The sequence below is a fragment of the Actinomadura violacea genome (assembly GCF_017573465.1).
GTDB lineage: Bacteria > Actinomycetota > Actinomycetes > Streptosporangiales > Streptosporangiaceae > Spirillospora > Spirillospora violacea.
Genome location: NZ_JAGEPF010000016.1, coordinates 1 through 19,831, shown reverse-complemented (window position 1 = coordinate 19,831; position 19,831 = coordinate 1). Strand labels below are relative to the sequence as shown.

Genomic DNA, 19,831 nt, shown 5'->3' with positions numbered 1-19,831 from the left:
TTCGGGGTCGCCGGCCGGCCGTGCCATGATCTGCGCGTGGAGACGACGCACGCACTCTGGCTGCTGGCCGTTCCGGTCGTCGCGCTGGCGGTGGCCGCGGCGGCGCGCCGCGGCGGGGCGCCCGCGCCGCTGGTCCTGGTGATCGCGGGGCTGGCGCTCTCGTTCGTGCCGGGCGTCCCGGAGTTCGAGCTGAACCCGGAGTTCGTCCTGTTCGTCTTCCTGCCGCCGCTGCTGTTCTCGGCGGCGTGGCAGAGCTCCGCCGCCAACCTGCGGGAGAACGCCTGGTCGATCGGGCTGCTGTCGATCGGGCTGGTGCTGTTCACCACGTTCGCCGTCGGGTACGCGGCGCACCTGATCGTCCCGGGGCTGCCGCCGGCGGCCGCGTGCGTGCTCGGCGCGATCGTCGCGCCGCCGGACGCGGTCGCGGCGGTCAGCGTGGCGCAGCGGCTCGGGCTGCCGCGCCGGACGGTGACGGTGCTGGTCGGCGAGAGCCTGTTCAACGACGCGACGGCGCTGACCGCGTTCCGCGTCGCGGTGATCGCGGCGGCGGGCGCGGGCTTCACCCTGGCGGACGGGATGTGGCGGTTCCTGTTCGCGGCGGGCGTCGGCGCGGTGGTGGGGCTGCTGCTCGGGCCGCCGCTGCACTGGCTGCGGACCCGGCTGGACGACCCGCTGGTGGAGAACGGCGTCGCGGTGCTGGCGCCGTTCGCCGCGTACCTGATCGCCGAGAGCGTGCACGCCTCCGGGGTGATCGCGGTGGTGATCAGCGGCCTGTACCTCGGGCACCGGTTCACCGAGTCGGCGGCGGTGACGCGGCTGATCGGGCACTCGTTCTGGAAGGTCGTCGTCTTCGTCCTGGAGTCGGTGGTGTTCCTGCTGATCGGGCTGCAGCTGCCGCCGGTGGTGGACGGGCTGTCCGGGCACGGCTGGCCGGAGCTGGCCGGGTGGGCCGCGGCGATCTTCGCGGTGACGGTCGTGGCCCGGTTCGTCTGGGTGTTCCCCGCCTCGCGGCTGCCGCGGCTGCTGTCGCGCCGCGAGCGCGCCCGCGAGGACCTCGGGTGGCGCGGCGCGACGGTCGTGTCGTGGGCGGGGATGCGCGGGGTGGTGTCGCTCGCGGCGGCGTTCGCGATCCCGTTCCAGGCGTCGGGCGCCCCCTTCCCCGGCCGCGACCTGATCATCTTCTTCACGTTCACGACGGTGCTCGCGACGCTGCTGGTGCAGGGGCTGACGTTCCCGGCGCTGATCCGGGTGCTCGGCGTCGGCAGCGAGCGGGAGCGCTACACCGACACGGTCGCCGAGGCGGGCGCGCAGCACGCGGCGGCGAACGCGGCGCTGGCGCGGCTGGAGGAGCTGACCGCCGCCGAGGAGCTGGACGAGGCGGTCGTGGAGCGGCTGCGGCAGCTGGCCGAGCACCGGCAGCTGCGGGCGTGGGAGCGGCTCGGCGGCGGGACGGGCCCGCAGGGCGAGGAGGTGCCGACGGCCACCTACCGGCGGCTGCGGCGGGAGATGCTGTCGGCGGAGCGGGAGGTGTTCGTGCAGATGCGCAACGACCGCCGGATCGACGACGAGGTGCTGAACCGGGTCCTGCACGAGCTGGACCTGGAGGAGGTCGCGCTCAGCCGCGACTGACCCCGCGGCACCGGCGGCCCCGCGGCACGGCCGCGCCCGCGGCACGGCTGTCGCCGCCGGGGCGCCGGAGTCGGCGCCCGCGGCGGCTGCCCCTCACGCCCCGTTCAGCGGCCGTTCGGGGAGTTCGACGGCGTAGGACTCCTTCACCACGTCCAGGTGGTGCCAGGACTCCCGGACCGTCACGCCGGGCACGGACCTGATCGCGTCCAGGACGGCGACCAGCTCCGCGCGGGAGGCGGCCTCGGCCTGGCCGACGATGTCGTAGCGGCCGAAGCCCGTCGCCAGGTAGCGGACGCCGTCCTGCGCGGCGACCGCCTCGGCGACCTTGCGGAGCCCGCCGGTCACCACGAGCCCGAACCCGCCGAGCTCGGCGGCGCCGAGCGCGAGGGGGTCGGCCAGGCCGGTGACCTGGATGACGCCGGTGCGCATCAGCCGGACGACGCGGGCGCGGGTGGCGGCCTGCGACAGCCCGATGATGTGGGCGAGCCGGGTGTAGGGGGCGCGCCCGTCGCGCTGCAGCTCCTGGAGCAGCCGCCAGTCGATGTCGTCGAGGGTGACCTCGCCGAGCTCCCGCACGACCGCGTGGGTGTCGCGGACGGTGCAGACCGAGCGGAAGACCTCCGCCGAGCGCACGCCGTGGACGGACCGCAGCCCGTCCACCTCGGCGGCGAGCGCGGCGTCGTCGCGGGTGCGCACCTGGACGACCAGGTCGTGCGGGCCCGCGGTCAGCGCGGCGAAGCTGACCGCCGGGCGGCCGGCGACGGCGTCCGCGACCTCCCGGGCCGAGCCCTCCACCGTGACCGAGACGTGCCCGATCGCCTCCGCGCCGACGACGGCGGCGTGCACGATCCCGACGACGCGCACGACGCCGGTCTCGAGAAGGCTCTGCACCCGTGCCCGCACGGCCGTGCGGGAAAGCCCGACGCGGTCGGCGAGCGCCTGGAACGTCGCCCTGCCATCCCGCTGGAGCTCGCGGACGAGCACGGCGTCGACCGCATCCAGCACGGCTGTCCTCCTCGACATGTGGTGAATCGTTCTGCTGGGAACTGCAAGATCATTCCATTTCCGGACGGTATGGCGTCAAATATTGATCTTGCTCGTGTTCGTCCCGCCCGGCGACCGTCGAAGCGTCGGCGCCGGGTTGCGGGCGGCGCCGTTTCCGACGCCGCGCCGGCCGGTCCGGGAGCGCAACGCGGCCGGGGCCGGGCCCGCGCGCGGACGCGTGCGCGGGCGGGCGGCGGGCGCGCGGGGTGGCGATGGTCACTCCCGGGGGGACGGTGCGGGCGGGGCGGCCCGCGGTGCGGACGGTCGCTGCCGACCGGGCTCGAGTGCGTGACCTGCATTGCCTCTTCTCCCGGTCTTCTGATGTGCGCGCCCCTACGGCGGGTCGGCCGTCCGCGTGACGCACATGTAAGAAAAGTGCATCGGGGGCGCAGTTACGTCAAGAGGTAACTTTACAGAGAGCCAAGCCCCACGTTGCACCCTTTTCAACCTCGTCCGCGAAGACACTTCCGTTGCGGCGGGAAGGGGGCGGACGCAGCGCGCGAGATCACCCGGCCGATCCCCGCGGACACACGACCATCACCCCCGGTCACGGGCCTGCGGGAGGGCCGGAGGGGCTCGCCGGGCGGGCCGGGCGGGCGCTTGGCCGGAGCACCCGCGGGTATGGATCACAATGTACGGTGGCCCAGCCACTCTGATCCGCGATTGGTGTGTAGTACAGCCGTGCACCTGCTGAACGGTGAGCGATCCGCTCACGATCTCACCTACAACGACGTCTTCATGGTCCCGCGCCGGTCCTCGGTCGGGTCCCGCCTGGAGGTGGACCTGTCCACGGTCGACGGCAGCGGGACGACCGTGCCGCTCGTCGTGGCGAACATGACGGCGGTGTCGGGCCGCCGGATGGCCGAGACGATCGCCCGCCGCGGCGGCCTCGCGGTGATCCCGCAGGACATTCCGGTCGAGGTCGTCTCGGAGGTCATCGGCTGGGTGAAGGGCCGCGACCTGGTGGTGGACACCGCGATCCGGCTGGACCCGGGCAGCACCGCGGGCGAGGCGCTGGCGCTGCTGCCCAAGCGCGCGCACGGCGCCGTGATCGTGGTGGAGGACGACCGGCCGGTCGGCGTGGTGACCGAGGCCGACTGCCAGAGCGTCGACCGGTTCGCGCAGCTGCGCGACATCATGTCGCGCGACCTGGTGACGCTGCCGCACGGCGTCGACCCGCGCGAGGCGTTCAACCGGCTGCACGAGCGCGGGCACCGGCTCGCGCCGGTGGTGGACGCCGAGGGCCGGCTCACCGGCGTGCTCACCCGCACCGGCGCGCTGCGCGCCACCCTCTACAAGCCCGCGGTCGACGGGGCGGGGCGGCTGCGCATCGCCGCGGCCGTCGGGGTGAACGGCGACGTGGCGGGCAAGGCCAAGGCCCTGCTGGAGGCGGGCGCCGACCTGCTCGTGGTCGACACCGCGCACGGCCACCAGGAGAAGATGATCGCCGCGCTGGCCGCCGTCCGCGGGCTGGACCCGGCGGTGCCGGTGGTGGCGGGGAACGTGGTGACCGCCGAGGGCACCCGCGACCTGATCGAGGCGGGCGCCGACATCGTCAAGGTCGGCGTCGGGCCGGGCGCGATGTGCACCACCCGGATGATGACCGGGGTCGGGCGGCCGCAGTTCTCCGCGGTGCTGGAGTGCTCCGCCGAGGCCCGCCGGCTCGGCCGGCACGTGTGGGCGGACGGCGGCGTCCGGCACCCCCGCGACGTCGCGCTGGCGCTCGCGGCGGGGGCCGCGAACGTGATGGTGGGCTCCTGGTTCGCCGGCACCTTCGAGTCGCCGGGCGACCTGCAGCACGCCGCCGACGGCCGGATGTACAAGGAGAGCTTCGGCATGGCCTCGGCGCGGGCCGTCCGGCTGCGCACCGCCGAGGACTCGCCGTTCGACCGGGCCCGCAAGGCGCTGTTCGAGGAGGGCATCTCCACCTCGCGGATGTTCCTGGACCCGCAGCGCCCCGGCGTGGAGGACCTGGTCGACTCGATCGTGGCGGGGCTGCGCAGCTCGTGCACCTACGCGGGCGCGCGCACCCTGGAGGAGTTCCACGAGCGGGCGACGGTCGGGATCCAGAGCTCGTCGGGCTACGCCGAGGGCATGCCGCTGTCCACCAGCTGGTGACCCGCCCCTGACCCGGCCCGGGCGCCGGATTTACGCGACACGGCCCCGGATCCGCCTCTCGATCATGACCCTGGCCTGCACGCTCTTGGTGCGGGGCGGGGATGCGGGGTCCGCCGCCCCGGAGGGGGCGACAGCATGGTCGACGGGGATCCGGCCGCGGCGGGAGGCGGGCCCGGCGGGCGGGCCGGCGCCGGGAGGGCCGCCGGCGGGCGCTTGGCGGCGCCCCGGCGGCTGGCGGAGGCGCTGCTGATCGCGGCCGTGTCGCCGGTGGTGCCGGGGATCGCGCATCTGCGGGCCGGGCGCGTCGGGGTGGGCGCGGCGCTGCTCGGCGTACAGGCGGCGGCGCTGACCGCGGCGGCGCTCGCCGGCGGGCGGTACCGGGCGCTGTTCCTGGAGCTGTCGGTGCGGCCGTCCTGGCTGATGACGCTGACCGCGGCCTGCGTGGTGGTGGCGGGGCTGTGGGCGCTGCTGATCGCCCACTCCTACGCGGTGCTGGCGCCGGACGGGCTCGCCCCGCTGTGGCGGCTGGCCGGCGGCACCACCGTCTCGGTGCTGTGCCTGCTGGTGATCGTGCCGCCGCTGAGCCTGGCCCAGTACGGCTACGTGCAGCGGCACCTGATCCGGACGGTCTTCGCGGACGGGCCGGTGCCGGCGCCCGCCGTGCAGGTCGCCGCCAGGCGGGGCGGCGCGGACCGGGGGCCGGGCGGGCCGCGCCTCAACGTCCTGCTCATCGGCGCCGGCCCGGACGCGCCGCGCGATCCCGGCCGCGTCGGCGGCATCACCGTGGCCGGGGTCGACACCCGGTCCGGCGCCACGACGCTGCTGGGCCTGCCGGACGGCCTGCGCCGCGTCCCGGTGTGGTCGGGCGCGGGGCCGGTGCCGTTCGCGGCGGGGCGACCGCTGTCCGAGGTCTACCGGGAGGGCGCCGAGCATCCGGAGCTGCTCGCGGGCGGCGGCCGCGTCCGCGACCCGGGCGCGGAGCTGCTGAAGCGGACGGTCGCCCACATGCTGGGGCAGGACATCCCGTACTACGTGAAGGTGGACGAGCGCGGCGTCCGCGAACTCGCCGGAACGGCCTCGCGCGCCGCATCTGCCAAGAAAGGCTGCCCTTTTTGGGCAAATCTTCGGGAAACCGGGCCAATGGCGGTCCTGAAGCGCTACCGGCGACTCGCCCGGGTTCTCATCAATTCGGTAAACACCGACGTGCCCCGCCGGCTGCTCCCGCCGCTCGCCGGACTGGCCGCCAAGATCGAGAACGCCGAGATCACGAGCCTGCGGCCGGCGGCAGGCCGGGCGTCCGCGCCGCCCGCCGACCACCCCGCGCTGCGGGCCCTGGCGGCCCGTGCGCCCGGCGAACGGGTCCCGGCCGCCCGCCCCGTGATCGGATTGCCTATCCTGAGCGTGAGCTGCAACTGATCACGTCGCGCTCGCATGCGGTCGACTCCCACGCAACCTTTGTCCGGTTCTGCGCGTCCATAATGTGAGCCAGGGGCTTAATTCACCATGGGTGGGGGACGGAGCGTTACATGTCGAGTCCATCGGCGGGCCAGCGCGTCCCGGAAGAGGACGCGGACCGTTCCCCAGACGGCGAGGGGGGCCTCCCCCGCGCGCTTGCACTGACCCTCGCGTCGGCGCTCGTCTGGGGCGTCGCGCACCTGGTCGCGGGCAAACGGATCATCGGCGGCCTGCTGCTCGCCCTGTGGGCCGTGGTGGTGGCGACCGTGGCGGTCACCGTCACCGTCTACCGCTCCAGCCTCGTCCACCTCGCCGTCCGGCCGGACGAGCTGCAGCGGCTGGCGGCCGGGATCGTCGTCCTCGGGATCGTGTGGGTCGCCGTGCTGATCCGCTCCTACCTGGTGCTGCGGCCCGCCCGGCAGTCGATCAGCGCCCGGACGCTCGGCGCCGCCGCCGTCGCGGTGATGTGCTTCGCCGTCGCGGTGCCCGTGGCGTGGGGCGCGCACAGCACCTACGTCTACCGGGACGCGCTGACCAGCATCTTCCGCACCGGCAGCCAGAACGGCCGGCCGATCGACGCCTCGGACCCGTGGGACGGGCAGCCGCGGGTGAACATCCTGCTGCTCGGCGGCGATTCGGCCGCCGACCGGACCGGGGTCCGCACCGACAGCATGACGCTCGCCAGCGTCGACACCAAGACCGGCGACACGGTGCTGCTGAGCCTGCCGCGCAACCTGGAGAAGTTCCAGATGCCGCCCGGCCCGGCCCGCGACCGCTTCCCCTACGGCTTCACCGGCGACGGCCCGGCGAACCCGGGGCTGCTGAACGAGGTGTACGAGTACGCCGACAACCACCCGGACGTGGTGCCCGGCGTGCCGAAGAACCGCCGCGGCCCCGAGCTGCTGAAGGCCACCATCGCCGGGATCCTCGGGCTCCGCGTCGACTACTACATCCTGGTCGACATGTTCGGCTTCGCCGACATCGTCGACGCGATGGGCGGCGTGAAGATCCGGGTCACCCAGGCCATCCCGTACGGCCTGGACGGCCAGGTGCTGCAGCCCGGCTACCGGACGCTGAAGGGCAAGGAGGCGCTCTGGTACGGGCGCTCCCGCACCGACAGCGACGACTACGTGCGGATGGGCCGGCAGAAGTGCCTGATGCGGGCGATCGCGCAGCAGGCCGACCCGCAGACCGTGCTGACCAGCTTCGACAAGCTCGCCGCGGCGGCCAAGCGGACGCTGTCCACCGACATCCCGCAGGAGCTGCTGCCGGCGCTGATCAAGCTGTCGAGCAAGGTGAAGGACGGCGCGCAGATCAACAGCCTGCAGTTCGTCCCGCCGCTGATCAACTCCGGGAACCCCGACTTCGGGCTGATCCGGCGGCTGGCGGCCAAGGCGGTCAGCCCGGAGCAGGCGCACGCGTCCGGCTCGCCGAGCCCGTCGCCGACCGGCTCGTCGGACCTCGCGGCGCACGGCTCGCCGAGCGCGAAGCCGAGCACGGGCGCGCCGGACGGCGCGTCCCCCTCGGCGACGGACGTGCCGAAGCCGGAGAGCAAGCCGACATCCCTCGCGGCGACCTGCCCGTCCTGACCTCTCGCGCCGGGCCGCCGCCCGCGGCCGCCCGCGGGGCGGTCGCGCGGCGGCGGCCGCGGCGCGACACTGGCGTGGTGAAGCCCGCATACCGCGTCCGCTCGGTCGTCAACGCCGTCAACCTGTCGACGCCGCTCGGCCTGCTGCTGGCGGTGGCGGCGACGCGCCGCTCCGGCGGTGGCCCGCGCCTGCGCGGCGCCGGGGACGGCCTGCTGGTGGCGGGCGGCTACCGGCCGCCGGTGCCGATCGCGTCGGCGTTCACGGTCGGCAACGTGATCCTCGTCCGCGGCGACGCGTCCATGCTGCTGTCGAACCCGCGACTGCTGCAGCACGAGGCCCGGCATTCCACCCAGTACGCGTGGTGCCTCGGCGTCGTCATGATCCCCCTGTACCTGGCGTGCGCGGGCATCTCGATGGCGCTGTGCGGCGACTGGGCGTCCTTCAACCCCTTCGAGCGCCTCGCGGGCCTCGAGGACGGCGGCTACGAGGGGCGCCCGCTGCGCCCCATCCTGAGGCGCCGCTGAGGCTTCCGCCCCGCCGGTGTTCTGCCAGGTCCCGGGAGGGGGGATCATTGAGGGGAGAACACTTCCGACCACGAGAGGGCGGGTGCGGGTGCCCCGGATCCTTGGCTGCGACGCCTTCCGCGTCGCGATGCCGCGCGGGCGGCGGCCCGAGAGCATTCTCGTCCGGCTCTCCGGCGGGGACGGCGCGGCGGGCTGGGGCGAGATGGCCGTCCCGACCGGGACGGCGAACCCCGGCCCCGGCTGGGCCGACATCGAGACGCGGATGGCGCCGGCGCTGATCGGGCTGGACTGGGACCGTCCCGAGGACGTGTCCGCCGCCGCCGACCTCGGCGCGAACGAGGCCGCCGCGGCGATCGACGTCGCCTGCTGGGACCTGTGGTGCCGCGAGCGGGGCCTGCCGCTCGCGCACGCGCTCGGCGGGACGCGGACGTCCATCGTCACCGGCGCGCGGCTCAGCGCCGAGCCGCTGCTGGACGCGGTCGCGTCCCGCGCGAACAGGGCGGTCGGCGCGGGCCACACCCGCGTCACCCTCCCGATCCGGCCGGGCTGGGACGTCGAGCCCGTCCGGGCGCTGCGGGAGGCGTATCCGGCGCTGGCGCTCGTCGCGGACGCCGGCCACGCCTACACCGGATCCGCCGAGCACATGGCGGTGCTGGAGGCCCTGGACGCCTACGGGCCGGTCGCGATCGAGCGTCCGTTCGCCGCGGACGACCTCGCCGCGCACGCCCGCCTGCAGCTGCTGGTCAGTGCGGCGGTCGCGCCGGCCGTCGGCGATCTGGAGACGCTGGACGCGGCGATCGCGCTGGAGGCGGGCCGCGCCCTGCACCTGCGGCTGGACCGGCTCGGCGGGCTGACGGCGGCGCGCAGCGCGCACGACCTGGCGTACGCGGCGGGCTGGGACGTGTGGTGCAGCGGGTCCGGCGCGTTCGGCGTCGGGCAGGCGGCGGCGGTGGCGCTGGCGGCGCTGCCGGGCTGCACGCTGCCGAGCGAGGTGTCGGACCCGGCGGGCGGCCCGGTGTTCGTGACGCCGCCGGTCCGCTCGTCCGGCGGGGTCGTCGGGGTGCCGCTGACCCAGCCGGGGCTCGGCCACGAGATCGACGAGGCCCGCATCGAGCGGCTGGCGACCCGCCGGATGCGGCTGCCGGCCTGATGCCGGCGGACGTCTGGATCGTGGCGGGTCCGCCCGGCGGCGGCAAGTCGACGGTGTGCGACCTGCTGCTCGCGCGGCTGCGCCCCGTCCCGGCGCTGCTCGACAAGGACACGCTGTTCGGCCCGTTCGTCGCGGCGACGCTCGCGGCGCACGGCCGCGACCCGGGCGAGCGCGAGGGCCCCTGGTACGACGAGCACGTGAAGCGGCACGAGTACGCCGGGCTCACCGCGGCGGCGCGGGAGGTCCGCGGGCACGGCTGCCCGGTGCTGCTGAGCGCGCCGTTCACCGGTCAGATCCGCTCCCCCGCCCGCTGGGCGGAGTGGGTGGACGCGCTCGGCGGCCCCGCCGTGCGGCTGCTGTGGATCCGCACGGACGCGGCGACGCTCAGGCACCGGCTGGAGGAGCGCGGCCTGCCCCGCGACGCGGGCAAGCTCGCGGAGTTCGGCGCGTTCGTCGCGCGGATGCGCCCGGACGAGCCGCCGCCCGTCCCGCATGAGGCGGTCGACAACCGGCTGGCGGCACCGCGGTCGCTGGAGTCGCAGCTGGACGCGCTGCTCGCCTGACGGGCCGCACCGGGCCCCGGGCCGGCCGTGGCCGCCGCGCCCGGGACGGACGGGCACGGCGGCCGCGGCGGGCGTCAGCCGTTGATGTTGATGTTCACGTTCGTGTTGTGGTCACCGCAGCAGTGGTGGCAGCCCCAGGAGACCGCGGCGGGCGCGGCGGCGGACGTGGTCGAGGCCGACGCGGACGTGGTGAGCCCGAAGAAGCCGGCGAGCAGTGCGGCGGCGGTCAGGACCAGGGCAGAGACAAACTTCCGCATGATCATCCCTTTCATTCGCTATGCGGCGGTTGCCCCGCGATGGTCCCCCTCTAGACACTCTCTGTAACGTTCACATCGCCATAAGTAGGCAAAGGCGGGCGGGCCGGGTCAGTACGACTTGGGCAGGCCCAGCGAGTGCTGCGCGACGAAGTTGAGGATCATCTCGCGGCTGACCGGCGCGATCCGCATCAGCCGGACGACCCCGGCGAGCATCCCGACGCCGTACTCGGTGGTCAGGCCGTTGCCGCCGTGGGTCTGGATGGCCTGGTCGACGCAGTGGATCGCGGCCTCCGCGGTCGCGTACTTGGCCATGTTCGCGGCCTCACCGGCGCCCATGTCGTCGCCCTCGTCGTACAGCCAGGCGGCCTTCTGCCCCATCAGCCGGGCCAGCTCCAGCTCGATCTTGGCGGCGGCGAGCGGGTGCGCGAGGCCCTGGTGCGCGCCGATCGGCGTCTTGAACACCTGCCGGTCCTTGGCGTAGGAGATCGCCTTGCCGAGCGCGAGCCGGCCGATCCCGGCGCCCATCGCGGCCGCCATGATCCGCTCGGGGTTGAGGCCGGCGAACAGCTGCAGCAGCCCGCCGTCCTCGTCGCCGACGAGCGCGTCGTAGGGCAGCCGGACGTCGTCGAGGTGGCAGATGAACTGCTTCTCCGGCGACACGATCTCCATGTCGATGGGGGTGAAGGTGAAGCCGTCGGTGCCGGTCGGGACGATGAACAGCGAGGGCCGCAGGTTGCCCTTCTGGTCCTCGGTGCGGCTGACGAACAGCACCGCGTCGGCCTCGTCCACGCCGGAGATGAACGTCTTCTGGCCGTTCAGGAGCCAGCCGTCGCCGTCGCGGCGCGCGGTGGTGGTGATGCGGTGCGCGTTGGACCCGGCGTCCGGCTCGGTGATCGCGAACGCCATCTTCACCGACCCGTCGGCGAACCTCGGCAGCCAGTGCTTCTTCTGCGCCTCGGTGCCGGACCGGGCGATGATCGTCGCGCAGATCGCCGGGGAGACGACCATCAGCAGAAGCGGGCAGCCCGCCGCGGCGAGCTCCTCGCAGACGGCGGCGAGGTCGCCGATGCCGCCGCCTCCGCCACCGTACTCCTCCGGCACGTTGACGCCGAGGTAGCCGAGCCGCCCGGCCTCGGCCCACAGCTCGTCGGTCTTCTCGCCCGCCCTGGCCTTCTCCACGTAGTACGACGAGCCGTACTTGGCGCCCAGTTCGGCGACGGCCGCGCGCAGCGCCTGCCGTTCCTCGGTCTCGACGAAGCTCATTCGGGGGTTCCTTCCACGGAGATGACGGCGAGGACGGCGCCGGACTCGACCTGCCGTCCGGCCTCGACGTTCAGTTCGGCGACGGTCCCGGCGGCGGGGGCGGCGATGCGGTGCTCCATCTTCATCGCCTCCAGGACGACGAGGGTCTGCCCCTCGGCGACGGCCGCGCCGGGCTCGGTCTCGACCCGGACGACCGTCCCGGGCATGGGGGCGAGCAGGGAGCCGGGCGCGACCTGCGCGCTCGGGTCGGTGAAGCGCGGAACGGCCCGCAGCGCGACGGGCCCGAGCCGGGAGTCGACGAACACCTCGTCTCCGGCGGCGGCGACGGTGAACGTCTCGCGCAGCCCGTCCCGGTCGAGGACGACGCGGTCCGGTTCGGCGCCGACCAGCGCCGTGCCGGGGCACAGTTCGCTGGCCAGGCCGTCGCGGCCGAGGCGGTAGTCGACGTCGACCGTGCCGTGCGGGCCGTCGAACGACCGGCGCTGCGGCTGCGACCGGACGTTGCGCCATCCGGACGGCAGCCCGCCGAGCACCCCGGCGGACGCGCGGGCGCCCGCCGCCGCGGCGAGCGCGGCGGCCAGCGCGGACAGGTCGGCGGCCGCCGCGTCGGCGAGGGGCGCGGCGAGCGCGTCGAGGCCGATGCGGTCGAGGTAGCCGGTGTCGGTGTCGCCGGCCAGGAACGCCGGCTCCTCCAGGATCCGCACCAGCAGGTCGCGGTTGGTGGTCAGGCCGTGGACGCGGGCGCCGCGCAGCGCGGCCGCCAGCCGGCGCGCGGCGGCGGCGCGGGTCGGCCCCCAGGCGATCACCTTGGCGAGCATCGGGTCGTAGTGGACGCCGACCTCGCTGCCGCTCTCCACGCCGCTGTCGAGCCGCAGCCCGAACGACGACGGGACGGCGAACTCGGCGTCCACGCCGGGCACCTCGAAGCCGTGGAGGGTGCCGCTCGCGGGGCGCCAGTCGTGCGCGGGGTCCTCGGCGTACAGGCGGACCTCGATGGCGTGCCCGCGCGGCTCCGTCGCCTCGTCCGGGAGGGCGGCGCCTTCGGCGCACTCGATCTGCATGCGGACGAGGTCCACCCCGTACACGCATTCGGTGACCGGGTGCTCGACCTGCAGCCGGGTGTTGACCTCCAGGAAGTAGAACCGGCCGTCCGGCGCGAGCATGAACTCGACCGTTCCGGCGCCGACGTAGTCGATGGCACGGGCCGCGTCCTCCGCCGCGGTGCACAGCGCGGCGCGCAGGTCGGCGCCGACCGCCGGCGACGGAGCCTCCTCGATGATCTTCTGGTGGCGGCGCTGGATGGAGCATTCGCGCTCGCCGAGGGCCCGGACGCGACCGTGCGCGTCCGCGATGATCTGCACCTCGATGTGGCGGGCGTTCTCCAGCAGCGGCTCGCAGAACACGGTCGGGTCGCCGAACGCCGACTCGGCCTCGCGGCGGGCGCCGGCGACGGCGTCCGCCAACTCCTCCGGGGCGCGGACGATCCGCATGCCGCGCCCGCCGCCGCCCGCGGACGCCTTCACCAGCAGCGGCAGGTCCGCGGCGGCGACCTGCGCGGGGTCCAGTTCGGGCAGCACCGGGACCCCGGCCGCCGCCATCAGCTTCTTCGCCTCGATCTTCGAGCCCATCGCGGCGATCGCGGCGGGCGGCGGCCCGATCCAGGTCAGGCCCGCGTCGACGACGGCCTGCGCGAACGCGGCGTTCTCCGACAGGAACCCGTAGCCGGGGTGGACGGCGTCGGCGCCGGCCCGGCGCGCCGCGTCCACCACCTTCGCCGCCGCGAGGTACGTCTCGGCCGGGGACGCCCCGGGCAGCCGCACCGCCGCGTCCGCCTCCCGCACATAGGGGGCGGACGCGTCGGGGTCGGAGTGGACGGCGACGGTCCCGATGCCGAGGTCCCGGCAGGCCCGGAACACCCGGCGGGCGATCTCGCCGCGGTTGGCGACCAGCACTCTGTTGATCATCAGCTCACATCCGGAAGACGCCGAAGCCGTCGGCTCCGCGCACGGGCGCGTTGTGGACAACGGACAGGCACAGGCCGAGGACGGTGCGGGTGTCGCGCGGGTCGATCACCCCGTCGTCGTAGAGCCGGCCGGACAGGAAGAACGGCAGCGACTCCGCCTCGATCTGCGCCTCGACGAGCTCGCGCATCGCGCGGTCCTGATCCTCGTCGTAGGCCTGGCCGCGGGCCTCCGCGGCCTGCCGCGCCACGATCGACAGCACGCCCGCGAGCTGCTGCGGCCCCATCACCGCCGACTTCGCGCTCGGCCACGCGAACAGGAACCTGGGGTCGTACGCCCGGCCGCACATGCCGTAGTTGCCCGCCCCGTACGAGGCGCCCATCACGATCGAGATGTGCGGCACCCTGCTGTTCGCCACCGCGTTGATCATCAACGCACCGTGCTTGATGATCCCGGCCTGCTCGTACTCCTTGCCGACCATGTAGCCGGTGGTGTTGTGCAGGAACAGCAGCGGCGTGTCCGCCTGGTTCGCGAGCTGGATGAACTGGGCGGCCTTCTGCGCCTCCGCGCCGAACAGCACGCCCTGCGCGTTGGCGAGGACCCCGATGGGGTAGCCGTGGATCCGGGTCCAGCCGGTGACCAGGCTCGTCCCGTACAGCGGTTTGAACTCGTCGAACTCCGAGCCGTCCGCGATCCGGGCGATGACGTCGCGCGGGTCGAACGGTATCTTCAGGTCCTCCGGGACGATCCCGGCGAGCTCCTCCGCGTCGTACAGCGGCTCCTCGACGGGGCCGGGCGCGGGGCCGAGCTTGCGGTGGTTCAGGTTCTTGACGATCTGCCGCCCGATGCGCAGCGCGTCCGCCTCGTCGGCGGCCATGTAATCGGCGAGGCCGGACGTTCGGGCGTGCATCTCCGCGCCGCCCAGCTCCTCGTCGTCGGCCTCCTCACCGGTCGCCATCTTCACCAGCGGCGGCCCGCCGAGGAACACCTTCGCGCGCTCCTTCACCATGACGACGTGGTCGCACATGCCGGGGATGTACGCGCCGCCGGCGGTGGAGTTGCCGAACACCAGCGCGATCGTCGGGATCCCGGCGGCCGACAGCCGGGTCAGGTCCCGGAACATCCGGCCGCCCGGGATGAAGATCTCCTTCTGCGTCGGCAGGTCCGCGCCGCCCGACTCGACCAGGTTGATGACCGGGAGCCGGTTCTCCAGCGCGATGTCGGACGCGCGGAAGCTCTTCTTCACCGTCCACGGGTTGCTGGACCCGCCGCGCACCGTCGGGTCGTTCGCCACGATCATGCATTCGACGCCCTCGACGACGCCGATGCCGGTGACGACGCTCGCGCCGACCGGGAAGTCGCTGCCCCAGGCGGCGAGGGGGCTCAGCTCCAGGAACGGCGAGTCGGGGTCGAGCAGCAGCTCGATGCGCTCGCGGGCCAGCAGCTTCCCGCGCTTGCGGTGCCGTGCGACGTACTTCTCGCCGCCTCCCTCCAGCGCCTTGGCGTGCTCGGCGTCCAGCGCCGCCAGCTTCTCCAGCATGGCGGCGCGCCGCTCCCGGTACTCCGGGCCGCCGGTGTCGAGCGTGCTCTTGAGGGTCAACGGACTCCTTCCGGGTTCTGGATGGTCTCCGCCGCCGGGCCCGGCGGGCCGAGGACGGACTCGGGGATGTCGGCGAGGCGGGACCGCAGCCACTCCCCCAGCGCCTTCCCCTGCGGGTCGAACCGGGTCGATGCGGACACGCCCTCCTGCAGCAGTCCCTCGACGACGAAGTTGACCGCGCGCAGGTTCGGCAGGACGTACCGCCGCACGGTGTGCTCGCGGGTCTCGGGCAGCAGCTCGTTCAGCCGCTCGGCGGTGAGGAAGGGCTCGAGCCACCGCCATTGCGCGTCCGTCCGGGCCCACACGCCGATGTTGGCGTCCCCGCCCTTGTCCCCGCTCCGCGCCCCCGCGACCCGCCCCAAGGGAACCCGCACCGTCTTCGCGGCCTCGCCGGCGGGCGGGGGCGGGTTGTCCACAGAATGCCGTTCCACTTCCGCGCCCTGACCTGCGGGTTGGACACTGGAAGTGGGGTCGCCCCCCTGGGCGGGCGGGGGCCGTCTTCCAGGCGTCTCGGCTTCGGGCTCCGCGACGGCCGGTGCGCCGGGGATCGGTGCGGCGACGACCGGTGCGGCGGGGATCGCCACCCGCCGCCCATCGGGCAGGACGGCGACGTGCTCGACCTCCCCGTTAGGCACGAACGCCGGCTCGTACACCCCGTACGGGCCGCCCTTGCCTGGCGGCGACGTCATCGTGAAGCCGGGGTACCCGGCCAGCGCCAGCTCCACGACGGCCCCGCTGAACCTGCGCCCCACCTTCTCCGGATCCGGGTCGAGGACGGCGCATCGCAGCAGCGACGTCGCCTCGCCCTGCGTCGCGGGATCGGGTGCGGCGCCGCCGATGAGCGTCCATTCGACCCGCGCGGGCGGGGTGTCGCCGAACGCGGCCTCGAGCTGGGCCCGCGCGAGCGCGGCCTTCGCCTCGATGCCGAGCCCGGTGAGGACGAACGTCATCTCGTTGCGGTGGCCGCCGAGGTGGTTCAGGCAGACCTTCGTCGTGGCGGGCGGCGGCGAGCCCCGGGCCCCGCCGATCCGCACCCGGTCGGGCCCGTCCGGCGCCAGTTCGACGGCGTCGAAGTGCGCGGTCACGTCCGGGCCGGCGTAGGCGGGCGCGCCGATCTCGTACAGCAGCTGGGCCGTGACGGTCTCGACGGTCACGGCACCGCCGGTCCCCGGATGCTTGGTGATCACGCTGGAACCATCGGCATGCACCTCGGCCAGCGGAAAGCCCAGTGGCTTTACATTGTAGATTTCTTCGAAGAAGGCGTAGTTGCCGCCGGTCGCCTGCGCGCCGCACTCCAGGACGTGCCCGGCGACCGTCGCCCCGGCCAGCGCGTCCCAGTCATCGCGCTTCCACCCGAAATGCGCGGCCGCCGGCCCCGCGACCAGCGACGCGTCCGTCACCCGTCCGGTGACCACGACGTCCGCGCCGGCCCGCAGGCATTCGGCGATGCCCCAGGCGCCCAGGTAGGCGTTGGCGGTGAGCGGGTCGCCGTAGCGCGAGTCGGCCAGCCCCAGCTCGCCGGCGCGCGGCAGCAGGTCGTCGCCCTCGACGTGGGCGATCCGCACGTCCACACCGACCCGTCCGGCCAGCTCGCGCAGCCGCTCGGCGAGCCCGCGCGGGTTGAGCCCGCCGGCATTGGTGACGATCTTGACGCCGCGCTCGGCGGCGAGCCCCAGGGACTCCTCCATCTGCCGCAGGAAGGTGGACGCGTACCCGCCTCCGGGGTCCTTCATCCGGCTCCGGCCCAGGATCAGCATCGTCAACTCGGCCAGGTAGTCGCCGGTGAGGACGTCCAGGGGACCACCCTCCAGCATCTCCCGCACCGCGCTGAAGCGGTCGCCGTAGAAGCCCGAGGCGTTACCGATCCGCAAGGGTCGACTCATGGCAGCACCCTGCCAGCCCGCCCCGAAAAAATCAATCGCGCTTGATTGTTTTTCCGCGGCCCGGTTTGGTTGACTGGAGGGCCACCCGAGCCGAGGAAGAGATGACCACGCAGGCGATCCCCCGCGAACCGCAGCAGGACCGCAGCCGCGCGACCCGGCGGCGCCTCCTGGAGGCGGCCGTCGACCGCCTGGCGTCCGTGGGCTGGGCCGGCACCACGGTCGCCACCGTCGCCGAACGCGCCGGGGTGTCGCGCGGCGCGGCGCAGCACCACTTCCGCACCCGGGAAGAGCTGGTCACCGCGGCCGTCGAGTACGGCTCCGAGGTGCGGATGGCGCAGATGCGCGAGCACCTGGACGCCCTCGCCGACCGCCGGCCGTCCACCCTCGACGTCGTCACGCTGCTCGGCGAGATGTACACCACCCCGCTGTTCCGCGCCGCGCTCCAGCTGTGGGTCGCCGCCAGCTCCGACGAGCAGTTGCGCGCCCAGGTCCTGCCGCTCGAGGCCCGGGTCGGACGCGAGGCGCACCGCCTCACCGTCGAGGCCCTCGGCGCGGACGAGTCCGTGCCCGGCGTCCGCGAGACCGTGCAGGCCACCCTCGACCTCGTCCGCGGCCTCGGCCTCGCCGACCTGCTCACCGACGACTCGGCCCGCCGCACCCGGCTGCTGCGCCAGTGGGCGACGACGCTCGACCTCGCCCTGTCCCGGCGCTGACCCCGGGGAGCCCGTGGCACCGGCCGCCGCGAATGTCGGAGCCCGCTGGAAGACTGGCCCGACCGTCCCGGTTCATGGAGGTCGACAAGGGATGCTGCACCTGCTGCGCCTGGAGTACACCGGCTCGGAGGAGGCCGCCGCGCCGCACGTCCGCGACCACGTGGCGTTCCTCGACCGGCATCATGCCGCCGACACGTTCCTGGTCTCCGGGCAGACGGTCCCGTCCGGGCAGGGCGGGCTCATCATCGCCGCGGGCGTCGACCGCGCCACCGTCGAGAAGATCGCAGCCGAGGACCCGTTCGTCCGCGCCGGCGTCGGCCGCCACACGATCACCACGATCGTCCCCGGCCGCACCCACGCCGACCTCGCAGGCCTCCTGGACTCGGACGCCCCGTGATCGGCGAACCTCCCGGCGGCTTCCGGCCCGGTGACGTCCTCCGGATCTCCTGCCCGTTCACCGACGCGGTCGTCAGCGCCGTCCATCTCTACGACGTGGCGATCCGCTGGCCCTGGTGGCAGATCGACCCCGAGAGCGACTTCATCCAGTGGAACGGCGACGTAGCCCTCCCCCTCGGTTCCTCCTTGGACGACGACCGCGGGTTCTTCACCACGATCCCCGACGCGGACGCACTCGCCGCCGGCGACCGCTGCCGGGTCGGGATCCGGCCGGCGATCGTCCACGTCATGTCCGTCGACCATTTCGACCCGCCGCTGGAAACCGGTCGGCTGCCCCGCTCACGCCGGAACCTCGTCCTCCTCCGGCACGGCGAGTCCGAAGATCCCGACGCGGAATACCAGGGCTACTGCATCGACCCCGACGACGACCAGCCCATCACCGCGGAACTCCTCTTCCGCCCATACGCGTTCCTGTGCCTTGACGACGAGCTGGCCGACTCCGCCGGACGCGCCTGGCGCTTCATCGCCCCCTGGAACTGGACTCCCTTCGACGGCGGGACCGGCACCCCCGCCTGGCCGCTGACCCTCCTCCACCGCGAAGGCGCCGAGCCGGCCGACGACTCGATCGGCGCCGTCACCGCCGCGACCTCCACGGGATCGCATGCGGACGAGCTCGCCCACTGGGAGCACCTCACCGGAGCGAGCCCACCCGCACGGTCCCGCGTCAGCTCCGCGTCACGCTGATCGCCGAGCTCAGCGTGAAGGACGACGCGAACGTGATGGTGTCGAGATCGTTGAGCAGCCCGACGCACGTCGGTTTGCCGTCATTCGTGCCGCCGACCCTGACATGCCCGGACGTGGTCGCGAGCGTCGACGTCGCGTTGGTATAGGTCCCGCTGAAGGTGCCGATGACCCGCCGGCCTGGTCGCTGCACGCGGGCGGGGCTGCTGGAGACGAGACGCCCGAGAAAACCGGACATGTTCGGCCCACTCGGCATCACACCAATGAGAGCGACGACCGGGAAGCGGCGGTGTCGGACGGCGTCGAGCGCGCCCTCGGACGGCCGGCCAGGCCGTTCGAGGACTATGTCGCCGAAGCCGCCGCCGCGGGCCACTGGGCCTGACCCCGGAAATGCGGAAGGCCCCGCCGTGAACGGCGGGGCCTTCCTAATATGAGTCCGGCGGTGTCCTACTCTCCCACACAGTCTCCCATGCAGTACCATCGGCGCTGGAGGGCTTAACTTCCGGGTTCGGAATGGGACCGGGTGTTTCCCCTCCGCCAAAACCACCGAACGACCAACCCCAACACCCCAATCACGCCAGGGTGCGGGAAGACTCGTCCGAGCAACCAAGGCTCGACCATCTTCACTTATAGCGGGTTCCCGGATTGTTTCCTGGGAACCGCACAGGGACGCGAACACTCACAGCGATTCGAATTGAACGTTCAGTGTGTTCAAGCCACTCGGCCTATTAGTACCGGTCAACTCCACACGTTACCGCGCTTCCATACCCGGCCTATCAACCCAATCGTCTATTGGGAGCCTTACCCCCTCCGAAGAGGGGAGGGAGAACTCATCTCGAGGAAGGCTTCCCGCTTAGATGCTTTCAGCGGTTATCCCGACCGAACGTAGCCAACCAGCCGTGCCCCTGGCGGGACAACTGGCACACCAGAGGTTCGTCCGTCCCG

Annotated in this window: 17 protein-coding genes and 2 rRNA genes; 10 read left to right on the top strand and 9 right to left on the bottom strand. The window is 73.7% G+C overall.

Annotation, left to right across the window (positions count from 1 at the left end; all coding sequences use genetic code 11):
* The first annotated feature begins 36 nt into the window (after window positions 1-36).
* Window positions 37-1,629, top strand: coding sequence for a Na+/H+ antiporter (locus J4709_RS25560; RefSeq protein WP_208244344.1), 1,593 nt, complete (start codon window positions 37-39; stop codon window positions 1,627-1,629).
* A 93-nt stretch (window positions 1,630-1,722) separates the two neighbouring features.
* On the opposite strand, the gene J4709_RS25555 is transcribed toward J4709_RS25560, so the two are convergent.
* Window positions 1,723-2,634, bottom strand: coding sequence for an Lrp/AsnC family transcriptional regulator (locus J4709_RS25555; RefSeq protein ID WP_208244343.1), 912 nt, complete (start codon window positions 2,632-2,634; stop codon window positions 1,723-1,725).
* 720 nt (window positions 2,635-3,354) lie between these two features.
* Here J4709_RS25555 and J4709_RS25550 point away from each other — a divergent pair.
* The 6 genes from J4709_RS25550 to J4709_RS25525 all read left to right on the top strand — a co-directional run bounded on the left by J4709_RS25550 (window position 3,355) and on the right by J4709_RS25525 (window position 10,072).
* Window positions 3,355-4,791 (top strand): GuaB1 family IMP dehydrogenase-related protein, encoded by a 1,437-nt coding sequence (locus tag J4709_RS25550; RefSeq protein WP_307801544.1) that lies wholly within the window; start codon window positions 3,355-3,357, stop codon window positions 4,789-4,791.
* 135 nt (window positions 4,792-4,926) lie between these two features.
* Window positions 4,927-6,207, top strand: a complete 1,281-nt coding sequence (locus J4709_RS25545) for an LCP family protein (RefSeq protein WP_208244341.1) — start codon at window positions 4,927-4,929, stop codon at window positions 6,205-6,207.
* Between the two features lie 110 nt (window positions 6,208-6,317).
* A complete protein-coding gene (locus J4709_RS25540; RefSeq protein WP_208244340.1) occupies window positions 6,318-7,835 on the top strand; it encodes an LCP family protein in 1,518 nt (505 codons plus the stop codon).
* A 77-nt stretch (window positions 7,836-7,912) separates the two neighbouring features.
* Window positions 7,913-8,359 carry a hypothetical protein gene (locus J4709_RS25535; RefSeq protein WP_208244339.1) on the top strand — a complete coding sequence of 149 codons (447 nt, stop codon included), beginning with the start codon at window positions 7,913-7,915 and terminating at the stop codon, window positions 8,357-8,359.
* A gap of 88 nt (window positions 8,360-8,447) precedes the next feature.
* Entirely contained in the window at window positions 8,448-9,509 is a 1,062-nt protein-coding gene (locus tag J4709_RS25530) for an enolase C-terminal domain-like protein (RefSeq protein ID WP_208244338.1), read from the top strand.
* Entirely contained in the window at window positions 9,509-10,072 is a 564-nt protein-coding gene (locus J4709_RS25525) for a P-loop nucleotide/nucleoside kinase family protein (protein ID WP_208244337.1), read from the top strand. Before J4709_RS25530 ends, J4709_RS25525 begins: the two co-directional genes overlap by 1 nt.
* Before the next feature lie 74 nt (window positions 10,073-10,146).
* On the opposite strand, the gene J4709_RS25520 is transcribed toward J4709_RS25525, so the two are convergent.
* From J4709_RS25520 to J4709_RS25500, 5 genes are all read right to left on the bottom strand, one after another.
* Window positions 10,147-10,329, bottom strand: a complete 183-nt coding sequence (locus J4709_RS25520) for a hypothetical protein (protein ID WP_208244336.1) — start codon at window positions 10,327-10,329, stop codon at window positions 10,147-10,149.
* A 108-nt stretch (window positions 10,330-10,437) separates the two neighbouring features.
* Window positions 10,438-11,592 carry an acyl-CoA dehydrogenase family protein gene (locus tag J4709_RS25515; RefSeq protein ID WP_208244335.1) on the bottom strand — a complete coding sequence of 385 codons (1,155 nt, stop codon included), beginning with the start codon at window positions 11,590-11,592 and terminating at the stop codon, window positions 10,438-10,440.
* On the bottom strand, window positions 11,589-13,556 hold the full coding sequence (locus tag J4709_RS25510; protein ID WP_208244334.1) for an acetyl/propionyl/methylcrotonyl-CoA carboxylase subunit alpha: 1,968 nt from the start codon (window positions 13,554-13,556) through the stop codon (window positions 11,589-11,591). Before J4709_RS25510 ends, J4709_RS25515 begins: the two co-directional genes overlap by 4 nt.
* 4 nt (window positions 13,557-13,560) lie before the next feature.
* Window positions 13,561-15,153 carry an acyl-CoA carboxylase subunit beta gene (locus J4709_RS25505; protein ID WP_208244333.1) on the bottom strand — a complete coding sequence of 531 codons (1,593 nt, stop codon included), beginning with the start codon at window positions 15,151-15,153 and terminating at the stop codon, window positions 13,561-13,563.
* Window positions 15,150-17,036: an acyclic terpene utilization AtuA family protein gene (locus tag J4709_RS25500; RefSeq protein WP_208244332.1), complete on the bottom strand. Its 1,887-nt coding sequence runs from the start codon at window positions 17,034-17,036 to the stop codon at window positions 15,150-15,152. The genes J4709_RS25505 and J4709_RS25500 overlap by 4 nt, the downstream gene beginning before the upstream one ends.
* Window positions 17,037-17,137: 101 nt before the next feature.
* Here J4709_RS25500 and J4709_RS25495 point away from each other — a divergent pair, with 101 nt between their 5' ends.
* The 3 genes from J4709_RS25495 (at window position 17,138) to J4709_RS25485 (ending at window position 18,889) form a co-directional block, all read left to right on the top strand.
* Entirely contained in the window at window positions 17,138-17,749 is a 612-nt protein-coding gene (locus J4709_RS25495; RefSeq protein ID WP_208244331.1) for a TetR/AcrR family transcriptional regulator, read from the top strand.
* 91 nt (window positions 17,750-17,840) lie between these two features.
* Window positions 17,841-18,146 carry a YciI family protein gene (locus J4709_RS25490; protein WP_208244330.1) on the top strand — a complete coding sequence of 102 codons (306 nt, stop codon included), beginning with the start codon at window positions 17,841-17,843 and terminating at the stop codon, window positions 18,144-18,146.
* Window positions 18,143-18,889: a hypothetical protein gene (locus tag J4709_RS25485; RefSeq protein WP_208244329.1), complete on the top strand. Its 747-nt coding sequence runs from the start codon at window positions 18,143-18,145 to the stop codon at window positions 18,887-18,889. The genes J4709_RS25490 and J4709_RS25485 overlap by 4 nt, the downstream gene beginning before the upstream one ends.
* Here J4709_RS25485 and J4709_RS25480 read toward each other — a convergent pair.
* From J4709_RS25480 to J4709_RS25470, 3 genes are all read right to left on the bottom strand, one after another.
* The gene (locus J4709_RS25480) at window positions 18,870-19,259 is read right to left on the bottom strand and encodes a hypothetical protein (protein ID WP_208244328.1); all 390 of its coding nucleotides are present in this window, start codon (window positions 19,257-19,259) and stop codon (window positions 18,870-18,872) included. The genes J4709_RS25485 and J4709_RS25480 overlap by 20 nt on opposite strands.
* A gap of 61 nt (window positions 19,260-19,320) precedes the next feature.
* Window positions 19,321-19,437, bottom strand: a 5S ribosomal RNA gene (gene rrf, locus J4709_RS25475).
* Between the two features lie 156 nt (window positions 19,438-19,593).
* A 23S ribosomal RNA gene (locus tag J4709_RS25470) occupies window positions 19,594-19,831 on the bottom strand; the annotation flags it as partial.